Source organism: Acinetobacter sp. YH01019 (assembly GCF_013420285.1).
Taxonomy (GTDB): Bacteria; Pseudomonadota; Gammaproteobacteria; order Pseudomonadales; family Moraxellaceae; genus Acinetobacter; species Acinetobacter gandensis.
This window is the reverse complement of sequence record NZ_VOYM01000004.1, coordinates 1-18,049: the sequence shown is the minus strand read 5'-3', so window position 1 is coordinate 18,049 and position 18,049 is coordinate 1. Positions and strand designations below refer to the sequence as shown.

Annotated in this window: 9 protein-coding genes; 1 reads left to right on the top strand and 8 read right to left on the bottom strand. The window is 38.5% G+C overall.

The window, feature by feature from the left end; all coding sequences use genetic code 11:
* Positions 1 to 3: 3 nt before the first annotated feature.
* The 8 genes from FTT84_RS02120 to FTT84_RS02085 form a co-directional block, all read right to left on the bottom strand.
* On the bottom strand, positions 4 to 840 hold the full coding sequence (locus FTT84_RS02120) for a hypothetical protein (RefSeq protein ID WP_180079737.1): 837 nt from the start codon (positions 838 to 840) through the stop codon (positions 4 to 6).
* Positions 841 to 852: 12 nt separating this feature from the next.
* Positions 853 to 1,815, bottom strand: a complete 963-nt coding sequence (locus FTT84_RS02115; protein ID WP_180079739.1) for a hypothetical protein — start codon at positions 1,813 to 1,815, stop codon at positions 853 to 855.
* Positions 1,816 to 1,840: 25 nt separating this feature from the next.
* Positions 1,841 to 2,641 (bottom strand): hypothetical protein, encoded by an 801-nt coding sequence (locus FTT84_RS02110; RefSeq protein ID WP_216078040.1) that lies wholly within the window; start codon positions 2,639 to 2,641, stop codon positions 1,841 to 1,843.
* A gap of 9 nt (positions 2,642 to 2,650) precedes the next feature.
* Positions 2,651 to 3,079 carry a hypothetical protein gene (locus tag FTT84_RS02105; protein ID WP_180079741.1) on the bottom strand — a complete coding sequence of 143 codons (429 nt, stop codon included), beginning with the start codon at positions 3,077 to 3,079 and terminating at the stop codon, positions 2,651 to 2,653.
* A gap of 68 nt (positions 3,080 to 3,147) precedes the next feature.
* Positions 3,148 to 4,041 carry a hypothetical protein gene (locus FTT84_RS02100; protein ID WP_180079743.1) on the bottom strand — a complete coding sequence of 298 codons (894 nt, stop codon included), beginning with the start codon at positions 4,039 to 4,041 and terminating at the stop codon, positions 3,148 to 3,150.
* Between the two features lie 2 nt (positions 4,042 to 4,043).
* Positions 4,044 to 8,450 carry a hypothetical protein gene (locus FTT84_RS02095; RefSeq protein WP_180079745.1) on the bottom strand — a complete coding sequence of 1,469 codons (4,407 nt, stop codon included), beginning with the start codon at positions 8,448 to 8,450 and terminating at the stop codon, positions 4,044 to 4,046.
* Between the two features lie 312 nt (positions 8,451 to 8,762).
* The gene (locus tag FTT84_RS02090) at positions 8,763 to 15,395 is read right to left on the bottom strand and encodes a strawberry notch C-terminal domain-containing protein (RefSeq protein ID WP_180079747.1); all 6,633 of its coding nucleotides are present in this window, start codon (positions 15,393 to 15,395) and stop codon (positions 8,763 to 8,765) included.
* Positions 15,396 to 15,426: 31 nt separating this feature from the next.
* Positions 15,427 to 17,061: a hypothetical protein gene (locus FTT84_RS02085; RefSeq protein WP_044431636.1), complete on the bottom strand. Its 1,635-nt coding sequence runs from the start codon at positions 17,059 to 17,061 to the stop codon at positions 15,427 to 15,429.
* A 707-nt stretch (positions 17,062 to 17,768) separates the two neighbouring features.
* Between FTT84_RS02085 and FTT84_RS17910 the strand changes: the two genes are divergently transcribed.
* On the top strand, positions 17,769 to 18,049 hold a 281-nt coding region (locus FTT84_RS17910; protein WP_218955669.1), incomplete at its 3' end, for a hypothetical protein.

Genomic DNA, 18,049 nt, shown 5'->3' with positions numbered 1-18,049 from the left:
TCATTACTCAAAGAATTTGGCTGAAGCATTGGAGTTTGGTGTAGTGCGTTGCATCACATTATTAGCCACCGAATAGTTAGCCAGTGATGAAAGAGTACTTCCAGCCATGTATTTATTTTGAAAATCAACGCAAGTTGATGAAGAGCATTCCATCAATCCGACTGGAACAACGTTGTTAGATGCAATTGACGAGTAGTTCAATGCAACAGTCGCTTGCTGTTCAGAAAGTCGAGAACGAGAAAAAACAAAAGCAGTATCAATGTCGCCATACTGCAGACCATTTGGAATCAAATTACAGACACCCATTTTTGCTTCTTCTACGCCACACGAGGTCGCCAAGTGAAACGCATATGGTGAGGTTGCTTCATCTGTTGAATTTGAGAAAAGTTTCCCTGAAACGTCTTGCATGTATTTAAAAACGTTAAAGTCTTTTAAGTTTCTATTGAGATCGGTTTGTTCACGTTCTTCAAGAGCCGTACAAAAAGCTGAATCAGGGAGGGCAGCATTCGTACCAGAATTTAAAATCGCTTTTTTGATCTCAATATTTTTATCGACACTTTGAATACCAGCAACGATCATTTCTGAATCACGCGTTTGGTTATCAACAATTTGATTTGCACTGACCGCTGTTTGTTGAGTAGATAAACGCACTTCAGAAAGTACCATCAATTGCTGAGCTTGTATTGCAAGCTCAGAAAGGATAGTGCCAAGACTAAAAGCATTGGTAAAAAGTGGTACGGATAATAGACCAACCGTTAAAGTACCCACCGCAATTGCTTTAACAGGTGAAAACTGATTAACAGTAATTCTTCTTTTACGCAGATTATTTCTATTTTTCATACCACCCCCAACTTAAGAGAAAAAGTCTTTAATTGATTGGGTGACAGAAGTAGATTCTGAACTTGAAGTTTTTGCGTTAGACGGTGTGCTAGTACTGGCTTTTTGATCAGTTGAATAAGAAACTGTACCAGTCGATCTACTACCATTGATTGTATAAGTATCTCCACCCTCAAAAGCACCGCTAGGCATAACTAGACCAGGATCAAGTTTACCAAGTTGACCATTCACAGCAGTACCAAGCGCACCCGATACATCAGTGTATTGACCCGCTTTGTTGATTTCACCTATAACATCATTCAATGGGCCAACAAGTTCAGTACTTGCAGTTTTCATTGCGTCACACGCTTTTTTAGTCGCGTAATCGACAACCATTTGTTGCGCTGCATTGATGATTGTATCAAGTGATGGAATAGTCACAGAAAGGTCAATGATTTTACCGATGTCAGCAAAACAGCCACCTTGACTAGCTGGACTGAACATTTTGTTAATATCGATTGGACGACCCCAAACCGTCATTTGTAGATCTAAGTTGTCTTTAACGACTTTACCGATCCCATCAGTTGCACATGATTCAATATTGGTTTGAATGTTTTGAGCAGCTGCTTGTTCACCTTTTTTAACCGCCATGAAGTTGTTTTCAGCAGCAGTAGAGTTGAATGACGAATTAGAACTGGTAGACGAATAATATCCGCTATTTGGATTCGACAAAGGCGTATCACCACCAGAGCTACTTGCAATGGTCGATGATGTTGCGATGTTTAAGTTACCCATGTTTTGAGTATTACTGGTAACAGAAGCAACGGAACTTTGTTGAACTGCAATAGCACTTGAACACCCAATAACGGTAGCAACAAAAATGCTTAAAGCACTTTTAGTTTTAAAAGCTGGCTTAACATTTTGTAGATTAGGGTTAGTCCTTAAAACATTGCCCCGAACTTGTTGTAGCCTTTTAGCTTTCTTGTGATTGTTACGCATATCTAGCCCTTTAAAAGAGTTATGATTAATGTTTTTTAGAAGCAAGTTCGCAAAGCACTACAACATCTTTTACTACAGCTTCACTACTTAAATATAAGGTAGCTATAAGGTGTTTTAACTCATATATCCTTTTAGCGAACTTATATATAGAATCATAATACCATTCTTCACCATATTGTAGTATATACTTCTCATTGGTTAAACATAGTTTTATGAATTCTTTTAAAATAGGACGCTTAAAAATAATAGCTGTCGTAATATATATAAACTGAGTGCTAACCAAACACATTAAAGTATTAATTAGCTCTACTTCCTCTTTTAAGCATTCCTGTAAAACCAATGGCTTTAGGGTTTTAGAAAAACCTTCCTCAGTCACAATATCTTTTAAAAAACCTGAATCCGAGTACTTATTTTTCAGAAAATTACTTAATTCATGCACGTTCTTTAAGTAAATATTGATCTGATCTTTAGACGCAGTTTTGAAATGTTCCTCTACACGTTTTGGATCGTTTAACGTGATGTCGAGCATTTCAGATTCATTATTTTTTTGATTTAAAAGCACAAAAGCGGTGAAGCTGGTAACTTTGCGTGTTTCGCCAAGATAGCCACTACTGCAAGCATTCAAAAAAACAAGGCAATGCTGTTCAGTAAGATACAAGCCGTATTCTTTTGGTGTACCTGATTCAAAGAAATTGAGTGAACGCTTATCAAAATGAAAAGTGTTCTCTAAGGTCTGACAAAAGTAGTTAATAGAGTGTACAAAAGCTTCTGGTACAAAGGTTGTAGGCTCTTGAGACAATGCTATGTTTTGGCTTTCTATGCTCATTCCCACGATTTAGTCCTCTTTGAGAGGTAGGGTGTAATAGCCCATTTGACTTAAAACACGTAAAGGAATATCAAAGTTAAGACTTTGCGTTAGACCAGATTTAGGGTTAAAGGTTTTAGCTGAAGCTATAAACAAAGTTTGCTCATTAATAAACACTTGAATGCTATTCGTGACCTTTTGTTCATCAAGTATGACGCCACATACAATATCTAATTTCACATCAAACGTATAAGCATCCATTTGAACGTCTATTGATTCCCAATCGATCGTCATGAACAAATTTTGGTTTTCAAATTCCAAATTACCTTCTTCAAGAACTTTATTGATTAATCCCTTTTCTAATAATTCCAAGTAAAACGCATGTAAAGGCGTTGCATCTGCAAAACCATGAGGATTAAACGGCGTTCTTGTCGGTTCAGTGATTTTAGTTTGAATCATGTTTAACTCCATTAAAGGGTATTTAGATTCTATCTTAAAACACCCTAAATGTTTTTATTTAAAATTAATTAAAACCCATTGCTATAAGTTGAAGCGCTTTCTTTAGTTTTAACGTTTTCAAGATTGCTTTGCGTAATAGTATCTTTGTAATGCTGACTAAACGTATTTTTACCCGTTTCGTTTATGTTCTTAAGCTCATTTTTAATGACCTTAAGATAGTCTTGATATTTCGGTGACTGTTCTACATAAACTTCGGTCGCTGCAATTGAGAACATGTTCTTATCATTGGTTGCGATCGGAAATAGGGCAGTATAGGAAGCATCTTGCTTGAGCTGGTCCACAGTTGTTTGTTGCTCAATGATCTTCGCCTGATAGTCCAACAATGTTTTATTGATGTTTTCATGACTATGGATAACGAAATTCAACTGTCTGTCATTCGGACGTTCAAGGGTAAACGGCTGATCGATACCAGAAAGCTTATTACAGATCTCCATATTGTATCGGTAGGCTTCAAACGAGTCTGAAAAGTGATTAAAGTCTTTTCGGAGAGCATTATTGTTTTCTAAGTCTTGCTGAAAGTCTTGAAAGCATTGCAATACATATTCATCTTCATTTTTTTCAACGAATAATTGAGCGATGTTGGAGCACTGGTGCCGTTCGCAGAGATCCGCAAGCTTTTGAATGCTTTTAACCTCATTTTTCTTTTCTAAGATATTGCGTAAATGTAGCTGAGTTGCCCGATACTCTTGCATCAACATATTGTGATGCTCGACAAATAGCTCATAATCGCTTTTAAGGTACGGACTGGCACCTTCAATCTCACGCTCTACCTTTTCATGCTTAGAGTTGATTTGAACACGCTCACGCGTGGTATTCACTGTATTTTGACCAAAACCACCTAAGATTTTATCAAAAGTAATCATCGCATCGATGTCGCCAGATACGTTTTTATAGAGATCCATGATTAACGCCCCAATGTTTGATCATTGTCATGATCGTTTCTACGTGCGACTTCTAAATCTATATGCTTATCAAGGTCACTCAAAAATTGAGATGTCGTGTTTTTCTCAAGCTTTACTTGGTCTAAGTAGTTTTTAGTATTGAGATTCAAACCATCTTGGAGCGCTTCTAAGCGTAGGCCAGTTTTATCAAAATCAGCCTCAAGGATCTGATTCACTTCTTTGATTTTGTCCATGTCTTGCTGTTCTAGACGGTGTAACTTCACATCTTCATGAATCGCAGCGATATAGTGATCGGTTAAGATCTCTTGCTTTAAGTGCTGAAGCGCAATTTCCACGTTTCCTGTTTCAGCAATCACGGCGTTGAAGCTGTCAAAGATTTGACCTGTTTCAGCCGAGTTTCTAAATTCAACAATACGAGGCTCAACACTATTAAGGTTTACAAACTTGGCATCACCATACGCAGTAGGTAGTACTAGATGATCATCCATACATTCAAAAAGTTGCTTATATTCAGCATTCATAAGATTTGATGCTGCTTGAAGCTTTAAATCTTGTTGTAACGTGTCTAGGCGTTGGTTGAGATGTAGAAAGCTTTGAACATACATCTCGTTTTGAGAGTTTTCAGGCGCAACAACGGTTGAGGCCATACCTTTAACAACATTTTTCAGTTGCGTATTTTGAATCTGATCAGCAATTTGATTAAGCGCGTTAATGTGATCGGCTTTCACAAGGTTATTGTTTTTCAGTTGTTCAATAAATTGATTTTGTTCAATCACTTTTTCACTTTCCTTTTCGCTGAATAACGAATCTTTAATTTGTTGTTTCACCTGGTCCAAGTTAGAGAAGAGGTGAAGTACTTCTTGTTCATTGCTGTTATTGACTGCATTTAGCAATGTAACAAACACATCATGGCTGATTAGTTGTTGCTGATTATTTTCCGCATTCTGAAATTCAGCAATTTGGCTACGGCTAATGACTTCAACACCAACATCATTGATATAGCTTGCACCAATCGGGGAGAGTTGATTATCTGGAGCTTTTACGGCGTAGTACTCGCCTGATTTGCCATCATCTTTGGCGCATAGACCAATATATGTATTGCCATCTTGCGTAATGATTTTTGAACCGATGCTATTGAGTGCTGCAGAGGGTTGTAACGTACTCAAGGTTTGAATCAATTCTTTTTCGCGATTTTGATGAATTGCATTACTTACTGCTTGGTAAACTTCAGGATCTAAATAAGTCACCTGATTGGCAGATTCTTCATTGAGCGCCGTGACAGTATTCCACTCTAAAATATCTTTACGCGGTATCGTTGTAATACCGGCATTAATAATATCTTCCGTGGTAATTTGACGATCAAGGTTGGTAATGGCCACGGCGTTGTATTCGGGTGCAATTGATTTATGACCTTCCGAATCTGAAGTCAGTACCACGAATTGACCGTAATCCGTTTTCACCATAGCACCTACAACACTGAGCTTGCCTTCCAAAATCATTTTTGAAAGTTCAAGTTCACGTTCGGCAGATCTGGCGTAAGTATTAGTCTGTTCTGCAGTATTGTTGATGGTATCGGCTTTGAGCTTGTCTAAGTATTCGCTTGAAAATTTACCAAGCGCATTTAACTCGTCTATCGGCTCGACAGACTCCAGCTCATACAGTGGAACGGTAGAGGATTCATTCACGATGTCTTTAAGATAAAGCACATCTTTTTCAGTGATATTTTCGAGATCTTCAATCACCGAAAGAGGCACAACGATCGCACGTTTATCCAGATTATCGGAAGCTATATCCAAAACAACCATATTGGTTTGGGTTGTTTCATCTTCATAAACCATACCGACAAACTGTTCAATTTCAGCATTAGAAACATTGTTGTGACGGTCTTTAAAGAATGCTTCTAAGTCAGAATCATGATCAACATAAATACTGTCATAAGGGTTCATTGGTTTACCGTCATTGTTTTGGTCTTGGCTTTGCGGTGCTGATTGAGTTGCCGACTGTTCTGCAGTATTGCCTTTAAACTTACCCAAAAGGTTTGAAAGTTTAGATTTGGCTTTCTTTACTTGATCCGAAATCATTTGACCTGATTGATAGGCACGTTGAATAAACTGATCTTTGTATGAAGCTTTGGCTTCTTCAGTCATTTGTTCTGGATCTTGCCCTAATGGATATTCGGCACCAAGGAACATACGTGCTTGTTCTAAATACTGAGAACAAATGGGTTCAAAAAAGCGACCTTCAAACTCATGGATCTTTTCAGACTTAATGCCTTCGTGCAGTTCTTCAATTGAGAGAAACGTTACTTTGTCTTCAATCGTTTCTAAATAGAACGGCGTAATCGGGGTAGGTGCATCGCTACCTTCCACTTGAGGCGGTAAATCTGCTTCCTTAACCAGTTTGATAAATGGGGTAGAGGATTCAACACCTTCGACAGAATCCTTACCGACTACATCAATCACGATGTATTGTTCACCGTCAATGGCATAGACTTTAGCGACATTTAGATCGAATTCTTCTAAGGTAACGCCGTCACGGTCTTTATTCAGTTGAGTGGTATATGGATCGTTTAAAAGAGGCAACATTTGCTCTTTTGAGATCGGTTTTAAAATATCGGCATTCTTACCAGGTTCAGTCAATTTTGATTTATCGGCTGTATTGGCAAGCTGTTCGGGTTGTTGTGCGTCTGGATGGTTACTTTTAACGGTAACATCAGGATTGATTGGTTTATCCCAAATATTTTTCAGGTTATCAAGGCTTTTGTTCTTGTTGAACATGGCCATAATCGCTGCAATGATCAACTTGATTGTTTTCTTAACCAGTTCAATCATGACTGCAATCATTTTTGCACTGAGCGCAGCGAGTTCATCAGCGACCGTGCGTGGATGGCCGTGGCTATTTTCACGCGCTAAAGGAGGACGTTCGTTACCTTCCTCATTTCGCATATCCTTAAAGCTTTTAGAGGCAACGCTACTTGCAGCCAAACTTGCTTTGTCTTGTGGACCACCAGCAATGTTTAATGTGCTCTTTGGTGTACCTTTTGGTGCATTCGGATCAGCTGATTCAACATCTTCCTTTACTGTCTCTTTAGTCTTCTGATTTTCTTTATGTTCTTTCAAAAGTAGAGCAGCTTGCAACTGGTCGCTATGTTCACGGGTTTCTAATAACTGAATTACTTCCTTGGTTAACGTGTCCGTATTGAATTCAAGATAGTGAATCTCAAGTTGTTCAAGTCGAGCAGCTGTATGGTCGCTATTCACACGCCATTGATCCATGACGATAGTTTTTGGCACTAAGCCAAGTTCTTCAGCTTCAATCCCACGAATTAAGCAAAAGTCACGCACTTGGCGCATCAATGCGTTAATTTGGTTTTTATCGGTTAATTCACCTGAAAAATAGGTATTCGGTGCACCCGTAACTTCGTTGTAGATCTGCTGCTTTGCTTCACGCACGACTTGGTTTTGGTTAATCAAGCCTTCAATCGCGAATTGACGATTACTCAGGAAGTTGAGGGCATTTTCTTTAGTTGCACCCTTCAGGCTTAAACCATAGTAGGGCTGAGTGACAAAAGATTTTGTCTCAAAGTTAAAGAGGGTTTTTTCAGCCACTTGAACGGCTTCAAATGGATTCTCTTCTTTGGAAAGGAGGAAATCAGGATCATTGTCTGATAGGAATAATTTAGAGTCTGCAGTTGTATATACACGGTCTTCAACTGGCAATGAACTGTTATTTTCAGCAATATTGCCTAATCCTTGGTCCAGTGCGTTTTTAGTCTGGATTTTATTCAGATCCGCAATAAACTTAAGATCATCATCATTCTGCAGATCAAGCCCGATGTCTGCAAAGAATTCTAATTGACTGGCTGGATCTCTTTGCTCAAGTGCATCAAATACTTTACCAATCAGAACAGGATCAAGTTCAGCTAAATCATTGACAGTGACAGCGGAAAGATCAAACGTGTTTTCAGGAATGATGGACTGTTCATTCTCGTAGATCGGGTAGCTACTACGCTCATAATCACCTTCGTCAAAAAACATCGGTTCATCATCGTTCAACCGAGTATCTTCAAGAGGGGGAGCGTAATCATAATCTGGGTGCCCAGGAGGTACAGAGTTACCGCCCATAGGCTGATCATATTGATACCCATCATCTTGCATGACTGGCGGTTCTTCCATTAATGGAGGTTCAGATAGGGGATCTTTGGGATGTGGTTCAGACTGGTATTGTTGCGATTGATCTTGTGCAACATTGTTTTGTTGTGGCGTAGGCTGGATGGATTGAAATTCCACGCCGTCCAAACTTAAATCATCCCACTGTTCCAGGCCCTCATTGAAAGTTAATGATTGGCCGTCTTGCAGTTGATCAAGTGTTTGCTCGTCAAAATTATCTTGTTTAGGGCTTTGGTCCATATTTGATCCTTATGACAGGTGGCCTTTCTGATTTTAAGAGTCCTTTTTAGAATCTGTATCAACATTCCAAATAAAGTCTTCTTTAAAGTCAGAATTAAAACCAGTTGTGATGTCTAATTCACTGTCAAAATCCACTAAATCTGAGTTATTAGAAGATTCCTCTAAGGGATTAGAGTTGCACATAAAATACCTGTATTTGTTTTTTAAAACGTCAATGTGATCGTCACAGATATGATACATGGTATATACGAACTAGACCACACGTAATTGTTATTCACGTATGGTCTGGTATATACCTTTTAAGGGAGGGTTTTAGAAAGATAATTGCTGGATTTCTTGATCGTTATCTAGGGTTTTACCCTCATGTAACTCAGCCTTATAAGCTGGCTCTTCTGGAGGATTAAGCATACGGTTAATTTCATTTAAAAAGTAACCATTACCATCAGGAAGTTTAGATTTTAAATCCAAAAAGGCAGCTTCAATTTTGGTTGTACTGTCCAGCTCGTCAACAAAGCGTTCAACATCCTTGAGATCAAGCGCAAATCTAAACTCATTACGGCCTGGCTCAGTAAAGTGGATGTTCAACGATTCATCTGTTTTACCGCCTTTAGGATCATGGAATACGTTGGTATTCGACATAAAACGATTGAACTGTTTTGCAACAGATTTCACCGTCACATTAAAGCAGTCTGAACCGTTGTAGTAGAACTCAATACTTGCTTTCTTGTACGGGAAATTAACCTTAGTACCCACATAGTTATTGCGGTTGAAATCAATGTTTACAGGCAATTGATTAAAGAAGTTCGCAATCTCTTTAACTTGCTTAAACGTCACTTGGTTTTCAAGAGAGCTTTCAAACAAGTCAGTTGGTGTATTTGATGGCAATAATAACGCACGGTTACGCATACCATCAGCATCGGTAAATATAACGGTTGAATGTCGTAGATCTAGTGAGCTGACAATCTTATGTGCCTTGAACATATTGCCCGTTAAGGTAATCGCTTGTCGTGTGACATCACCAGACGGCGCTTTTTCAAAATAGGTACGCGTATAACGGGAATAATTGTTTTGTTCAGTAAATAAGTTCACCAAGGGTTGACGATCCTCAACATGACGTCTATTCACATCAGCATAAGAATAAAATTCAGGATTGAAGCGTTTTAGGATAATACGTCCTTTTTCACTCACTGGAGCTACCCAATCCAAGTCTTGCTTGGCATTTTGCATGGTGTAATTGATCAGTGGAACTTTAAACGACTTCTTATCACCAGGGTAAACCAAATCAAGCTTAACCGCATTCGGTGTGATTGCACCTCCACGTAACGGCGGTAGGTCTAGACGTAGCAAAGCACCTGTTTTGTGATCTGGCGTCACTTCATCATCAAAAAGACTAGGTTTTGAGATAAGGAACAATAACCCATGCGCTGAATGACCTTCTTTTTCGTTCCTTTCCATAGAACGAGCCAAGAATTTTAGATCCTGAACAATTCGATACATGCGATCAAAGTTAGAGGTCAAAATAGGATCATTGGCTAGATAAACCGCTTCAGCTACTTTTTCAAAGGCATCTGCAGAGTGATCATCAGGTTTACGAAATTGAATATCATCAATGTGTTTTACATTGGCTTCAACAACACCGAAATGATCAAATACTTCGTGTCGATAATCACGAATTACTTCACCACGCATTTGCCCACTTTTGAAAAATAACTTTTGCTTAGCAAAGCCTTCATATTTTTGGTACATCAATGCCTCAAAGTTATAGGCATAGTGTAGTAGTCCGTTTACCGTTTCATTGATGTTTTCATTGATACGTTTAAATTGACGCACCAGATAATCATCACTTTCTTTGAACATGAGTTTTAGATTGTCAGCACGTAATGGCTCAACATGTTCAATGTATTGCAGACCTTCAAAACGCACAGGTAGATCAAAGGTATTGATCTTGGCTGCTTCTGTTTCTGAAGTCACGGTAAAGAAGTTGTCCTTCACTTCAAACTCACGGACTTTTTTAGCTTTCCAGTCTAAAAAGTTGGTCTTGAGTGGGTTACGACCCAACAAGTCTAATTCACGGATCTTATCGTTATAGTCAACAACCAAGTCTTGATAAACCTGTTCTTGCTGACTAATCGGCATCAAAATCAGTTTAGATAGCAACTGGTTCACATGATAGTTTTGCGCCGTGCGATACGATGGTCCTTTTTCATCATCCGAAATATCAATATCAAGTGTGTTCGCCAAGTTCACGTTATTTTTCAAATAGTCCAACGATACCCGGTTGCCAATGTAGTTGAGCATGTCAGGATAATCGTTTTCATTAAACTTGGTTTCTGAGTTGGCAGAGACGTTCGCTGATAGGGTAGACAGTTTACGCATCATCATTAAGTGCATACGTGTTTCTGCTGGAATACCCGAATCTACTGTCGTCATAATCGGATGTGATTCTTCACCACGGCGACCCACACGACCGATCATCTGAATCGTATCGGTAGAGTTCTCAGGTTTTTGCAAGAAAAACAACTCACGTTGGCGCAAGTGATCCGATGGAATTGTAGGATCAGGGTTTTTGGCTGCATGTAGAGAAATACCCGTACAACCAGAGCGAGTCACAATAACAACATCGATTTCACCAGATTGGAATTTTGATTGAACCAAAATCTTACCTTGTGTCGTATTGTTCTCTTGTTTATTAACCTTCCATTTGCCGTCTCTTGTTTCCGTTAAGTGGATCTGACGGCCAGAGATTTCATCAATCTTGAAGCCAGCTTTTGTCACCTTGTTACGTAGTACGTCCAAAGGCATCAAAGGTAGATCAGGGAACTTTTGAATCTTTTCTTTGATACGATCCAAAATGATTTTATACGGACTTACCACTGGATCGCCGTTTTCATTAAATGTCACTTCCGTACTGAGCTTCTTAACGAACGAGTTACCGTAGTTATCTTCAGCTTTCACCACATCGATGCGATCTAACATCACTTCAAGCAAGTCACGGAATTGTGGGAGTTCATCTAAAACAGAAATTTGACTTTGCAGATAGCTACCGCGCTTATCTTCAAGCTTAGTCAATTCCTTTTGAATATTTTTCGCTGCTTTTTCATCGCCAGCGTCACGGTTTTCTTTGATCATGAGTTTTTGAAGCTCATTTTCAAGAAATTCAATTTCTGACGATACCGACTTGAAGTTATTAAACGCTTTTTCTTTTTCAGGCGAATCAGCGGTAACGTCTTGCGCCGTATCTGCTTTTAAAATCGCTTCCATGCGACTTTGCATCAAAATGTTGAATAGACTCTCACCCGTATTTTCCAAACCAATCACGGGCTTTCTACCCTCATGTAATGCCTGAATCACAGCATCACTTGTAGAGTCAGTTTTCAATGCCAATAGGAATTGCTTTTGGATCTGGTACATTCGAGATCCAAAGTTCATCACACTCAAACTTAAACGGTTTTTCGGATCGTCTGAATCCTGATGAAAGTCTAAATTGGCAACAGCATCATCATCATTGGCAATGTTTTCTAGCGCATCGAGGCGAATATCTTTAGAAAATTTCACCATGTCCGTCAAGATGTCAGAAAGAACATCTGAGTAATTGTGAAATTTCTTAATTTCCTCTTCAGTTGGCACAAAGGTTTGAATGGTAATGTGCGAGAGATCTTGCTCTCTACGAATCATGGCAGAGCTGTCTACCAAACCTTCAGAAATAAACTCCAAAATTGGACCATCTGCATTTTCGATAACCTTTTGTAAGTCATTACGAGATACGGATCGAGGGAACAATTTATGGAAGAATTCAAGATTTTCAGGTTTCTTAATTGCCGATGCAGACTGGAAATTAATTAGATTGGTCTGATCAATAACATCTAAGAAAAATTGACTTGTAGCTGATTTCAAGGATGCTGCACGGTGCGTTTCATCCATCACCAAAACAGTGTCTTGATTAATAAAACGAGTCAATAACGCACGTTTCCGGTTTGGTCGGTTAAATTGGCTATACGTTGCCAATACCAAGTCATGTTGCGCTGGAATATCTTCAATTTCCTTAGGCAGATCTTGGCCAGTGAATAAAACCTCTTCAGTACCAAAGCGGTTAATCACAGCATCCGAGTTAAAGATAAACGGATCTTTAAAGAACTTGTCACTGTCTGTAGCAACAATATCACGCCAAATGTCGTTCAAGAGTTGCGTTGTATCTGTAAGGAAAACAGGGGGCTTTCCTCTTAACGCACTATATCGTAAACACGCAGCTGCAATACGACCTTTACCTAAACCCGTCTGGTCGCCAATAAGCACAGGTAAGTTTTGGTCAAAACGTAAAATGATATGGGCAACCGCATCGACCTGTTCACATGCAAAAGCGGACTTTAGTGCATCAAAATTGTCATATTGCAATTTCTTAGCGACATAGGCATCAACAAGAGTAGGGTAGTTACCATTATCGACTTCAGCTTGGAAATTGATACCCCCAAAACCTAATACATTTTGGATGTGTGTAGTCAATTGAGCATTTGCCTGATTAATCGCTTTAATCTGGTTTTTAGCCACTAAAGCAATTGGCTCAGATGCCATAGACATCGGTATATACTTAACTTGGTATATATTTTCCGGAGTTGGTTCTGTTGTGTTTTCAGCATTAGGAACAGGAACAATCGGCTGTAAATTTGATTGGTCAGATTCAACAGTCGGTTCTTCTTTTTGCTCAGTACCGATCGCTAATTCAGAATTTAACTTAGCAATCTCTTCAGCAGTTAAACCCGGTTCCTGTTTTACTTGCTCTACCGCTGGTTCTTCAGCTGGTGTTTGTTCAGGTGTTTCACCCTCATTGGTCGCCGTGGTATCACCTACTTGAAGATTAACGTCATCGTCAAGGTCTTCATCCTGATTTTGGTTCTCGTGCGGATTCTTTACCTCAGGCACGAAATCATTGTCATTTTCATTTTCAAACGTTGGTGTAGCTTCAGTTGGTGTAGGTACATCATCATCTGAACTGGTTGTTTGCGTACTAACTTCAACGGTTCCGAAGTCAAAAGAAACTTTATTCGGTTTTGATTTAGGTTTACGACCAAACATCGGTTTTGGTTTGACAGCTTCCTCTTGCTTAATCTCTTCTTCTTTAGCGACCACGACTTCATCAAACATAGTGACTGCAGACGTAGGCGTTACACTTGATGCAATATCTTCAAGTGGCGAAACAGGCTGTTCATCACCTAGACTGGCAAACAAATCGTCATTTTCTTTTTCAACAGGCTTAACCTCAACAACAGGTTCAACCACTGGTGCTTGTTGTGCTTGTTGCTCAACTGGAGTCGGAGTAGTTGGCTTGAAGTATAGATCCTTATTCGGATTCAAACGATTATAGATTACGTTATTAGCCCATCCCCAAAGTTCGTCATAGTCCGTAATGACTTTCAACTTATCTGGTACCACAGAAGATTGGTAAGTTTGTAGTAACGCTTGTTCGTTTTTACGATTGCCTACCACTAACATACGAACATTTTGATTAGCGCCGTTTCGTGCATATGCATTGCCGTGGATTTCTACAACCGCCTCAACTTCATAATGCTTATAGAGATAATTAAGTAAATTCTTTGATTTACGCTCAACCGTACCATCTGAAATCTGTTTATCTGAGCCAATAATGAAAACTGAACGCCCTTGATCGTTTCGTGCGTTTAGTGATTTAACCAGAATGGCATGGTCCAATTTATCCGTACTGAACCAGACGTTTTCTGATGGATCTACCAATAATGGGTTTGGATCTACGCCGTTACGCTGTTGAACCAAAATTGGTGCAACACGTTCTAGTTTATCCATAGCACCAAAAGGAGGGTTGGCAATCACATAGTCAACTTTTTGCTTAAACGTTTGCTCAAAATCAATTTGTGTAGCATCTGCAGTAACAACCGTGCATTCATAATTTTGAGTCAGTGCTTTTGTACGTTCAGCACGTTTGGGATCTAACTCAACCGCATAGACAGAAGCATTACGCTCTTGGGTTAATAAACCGATTAAAGATCCATTACCCACAGTTGGCTCGAGCACGGAAAAGTTTTGTTTTGTTCGGTTATCACCCTCAATCAATAAGCGCTGAGCCACAAGTGACATCGGGATTGGAGTCGAATATTGCTGTAACATACGAATCGTATTGTTTCGCATGGTCTTAGTCGGCATGCGATTGTATAACGCTAAACTCGTTTTAAATGAGCTCTCAGTAAAATCAAGCTCACCTAACTTTTCGACCATCACTGTTTCAAGCGCTTCTTCTGCAGTATGGATCTGTTTATCTGTTACCTTGGATACATCAACGTCAGCATTTTTGGCTTGCGTGATTAGAGCTAAAAACTTTAAAAAGTCCTGGTGATTATGGCTCTTTGTTTCATGTTCTAATTGATAGATATAGCCTCTTAAGCATTCTTTTAAATCTTTTTGCTTGGTCGCACGTAAGTACAGACTAGACGGCTGATCATTAGGACCTTCAGGTATTTGCGTACCTTGGGCATTCACGTAAAAACGGTTATGAGCTGAAGCATAGATTTTGTTGCCATCAGAGTTATAACCGAGTGGAGTTGCACTATTCAACGCAACGTTCAATCGTTGTGGCACCAATGTTTTTGCTTGGGCATTGAATAAATCATGCAATTCTTGGCGAGTCGCAAGCACACTACGGATAAATTCTTTTGGAATACCCAAAACTTCATGAAACAGTCTTGGTTTGATCGTTTCATTCAAATTGTATTGATACAAGTGACCGTCAAAGTGAGGATAAGCCTCAAACTTCATCGGTGTAAAACCAATGTTATTCAAATTTTCTTTAGATAGTTTTTTTTGAACGTCCAATAAAAGTAATTGGCTATCCGTCTGGCCAACACGCCGTACATCGAGATATACACCAGCTTGTGATAAGTCGATCCATTTAATTTTTTCGTTTAAATCATGAGTAGTCATAGCGAACCTGAAGAAGAATTATTTTATTTGATTAAAAAGTCATGTCGTTATAGACATCAGAAGTCGCAGCCTTTTCTTGGCTTTTCTTAACATCCATTTCTGGCTGTCTGACTTTCATCATTAACTCTTGCGGATCAGGTAAAAGATCGTGGTTGAAGTTCTTAGATAACGGACTATCGATTGAAGCTTTATGTTGCTGTACATGCTCTACCGTAATTTCTGAAAAGTTCAACGCATTCATACGGGTTTGAGTAAGTTCAACAGGCTCGATAAACGAGACAAAACAATTATTCGAGTTCCGTTGGTGTGGTTGAATAACAATAAACGCTTCAGCAAATTGCTGTTTTGCATGCGTCAATTTATTCATGGTCTGACGATCAACTTGACTTAAAAATTGAGGATTTAAGTCGTGCGGTTTTGGATTGCCGTAGTCATCGGTAAATTGATTCACTAGGGGAGGTGCACCAACACCACGAACACCCTCACCAGTACGTAAATCTATTTCTGGATCTACCTTGCGAAAACCAGCGTGAGGCGTTTTATTGTTGAAAAATTTCTTTAAGAACGTGTCTTTGTAAAGCGCACCTAGTTGTAGTTGTTGGCCATGATAAACCTCAGGCAGTAATTTTTGACTCACCAAGCCAGCGTAAAGACGTTTTAAATTTTGATTTTTTTCTTTGTCTACATCTTCATTGTAGAACACTTTAATTTGTCGATCGCCAAGTAATGCAAACAGGGCAATACGGGCCTGGTCCATAACATAAACGTTCTGAGCCTGTTTATCGAACTGGTCTTTTTCATACTGGTTGGATGGTACAAAATTTGGATCAAATGTTGCGGTGTGAAAGTCATTGCCGTTCAAAATATCTTTGATACTTTCAATCGGATCTTTAGCAACCCGATAAGACTTTTTAGTTTTATCAATACCGCCACGTTCCATCAACGGATCTGGCTTAGCGAATTGCTTAACACTTTCACGATCAGCACTGTCATAGGTTGGAATCAATGGGATTGTAGTTAATACAGAACCAGACTCATAGCGCACAACAATTTTTGAAAATGGAATGCGCTCAGGTTGGTTGTCAGTACTATTCGATAAAGATTTAACAAGAAGCTGTAAATTATTTTTAATAATAGCGTTATGAAGTGCTGGAGAATTAATTTTTACATTGGGCACTTGCATATGTGCTGCATCTTCAATGATTTGAGCTTTAACAAAGAAATCGCCGTTTTTTTGTTGATGCACATTGATAGAAGTGACTGCTTTAATTAATTGCGAATTCGGGTTGTTACTCATTACGTTGCACCACTGAGCAACATAAGTTTTATAACCGTCAAGAGATTCGTTGGGTGAGTCAACACATTTGTCAAAACAGATAATTCGACCACGGTTAGCACCGCGATTATGTGTGTCTAATGAAGTACGTTGGTTACGTCCAGAATCAAATTTTGCGTGGACTTCATCTACTGAAACATTCTCAGTATGATGCTTGTTGAGTTTATTAATGATCTTCGTGAATTCTTCAGATGAACTCATTCGTATGCGAACTGGTTCATTGGTAGACATATCAAAGCCGTATGCATACTGCTCGTCTTGTTCATCATGTTTGTAAAATTGATCTACAGTCATGACGATACGTTTAATCGTATTATCACTTTTACTCATTTCTTAAATTCCACGCTTTATATTTTTGATTGCTGGTCATTGACTCAAGCTATTTATAAAATACTACAAAACCTCATTGGTATATACTAAGGAGGCAAATAAAAAATTAAAAAATATATTAAAAAGTTTAAGAGTAAATTTTTAAAAAGAAATTTATGTTTATTATCTTTCTAATTAAGGGAAGTTAATTAGGGACTTTTTTTATGCTTATTTTTCATGACATTACAGGATTAGGACGGAAAAACACAAATGGTACGAGCGAAAATTAAATTCATTTGAGCGCAAATTGAATTTGATTTTTTAGAAAAAAAGGCGTTTTTAGCTGATTTTTGACGTTTTTATCCACTTTGCAGTTAAATTCTATCCACAAATTAAGTTCTTGTATATTAAAATGTATTTAAAAATATGAGTAAAATATTGTTCATTTTTTAGCTTTTTGCAATATTGGAAATTTGCAAACTAGCAAGTATTGTAAGTCACTGTTTATAATAAAATTAAATAGAATAAAAAAATACTTCCAGCGCAAATTAAATTCATTTGAGCGCAAATTAAATTCAAAATCCTGCGGATAACTTTTCCAATTTCATGAGAGCCTTGATAATAAAGACTTTCAGATTTTATGAGGAATAGCCCTTATATACGACCCAACGATCGCTATTTAGCTCGTTTTACGACAAATCAATAACTTACGCCATTAGGACGGAAGAATGTTTACAACTGGATGTAACAAAGTTTCGCTGAGTTCTTACTATAACAGAAAATCAATGAGTTACGCCATTAGGACGGAAGAAAGTTTACAACCCATTTATAAAAAACTTTCGCTCATATTTTGGCACCACTATAAATCAATAACTTACATCATTAGGACGGAAGAAAGTTTACAACCCATTTATAAAAAACTTTCGCTCATATTTTGGCACCACTATAAATCAATAACTTACATCATTAGGACGGAAGAAAGTTTACAACCCATTTATAAAAAACTTTC

Coding starts and splice junctions, on each gene's coding strand:
- FTT84_RS02110 (WP_216078040.1), bottom strand. CDS start 2,641: ATGAGCATAGAAAGCCAAAACATAGCATTGTCTCAAGAGCCTACAACC.
- FTT84_RS02100 (WP_180079743.1), bottom strand. CDS start 4,041: ATGGATCTCTATAAAAACGTATCTGGCGACATCGATGCGATGATTACT.
- FTT84_RS02090 (WP_180079747.1), bottom strand. CDS start 15,395: ATGACTACTCATGATTTAAACGAAAAAATTAAATGGATCGACTTATCA.
- FTT84_RS02085 (WP_044431636.1), bottom strand. CDS start 17,061: ATGAGTAAAAGTGATAATACGATTAAACGTATCGTCATGACTGTAGAT.
- FTT84_RS02115 (WP_180079739.1), bottom strand. CDS start 1,815: ATGCGTAACAATCACAAGAAAGCTAAAAGGCTACAACAAGTTCGGGGC.
- FTT84_RS02120 (WP_180079737.1), bottom strand. CDS start 840: ATGAAAAATAGAAATAATCTGCGTAAAAGAAGAATTACTGTTAATCAG.
- FTT84_RS02095 (WP_180079745.1), bottom strand. CDS start 8,450: ATGGACCAAAGCCCTAAACAAGATAATTTTGACGAGCAAACACTTGAT.
- FTT84_RS02105 (WP_180079741.1), bottom strand. CDS start 3,079: ATGATTCAAACTAAAATCACTGAACCGACAAGAACGCCGTTTAATCCT.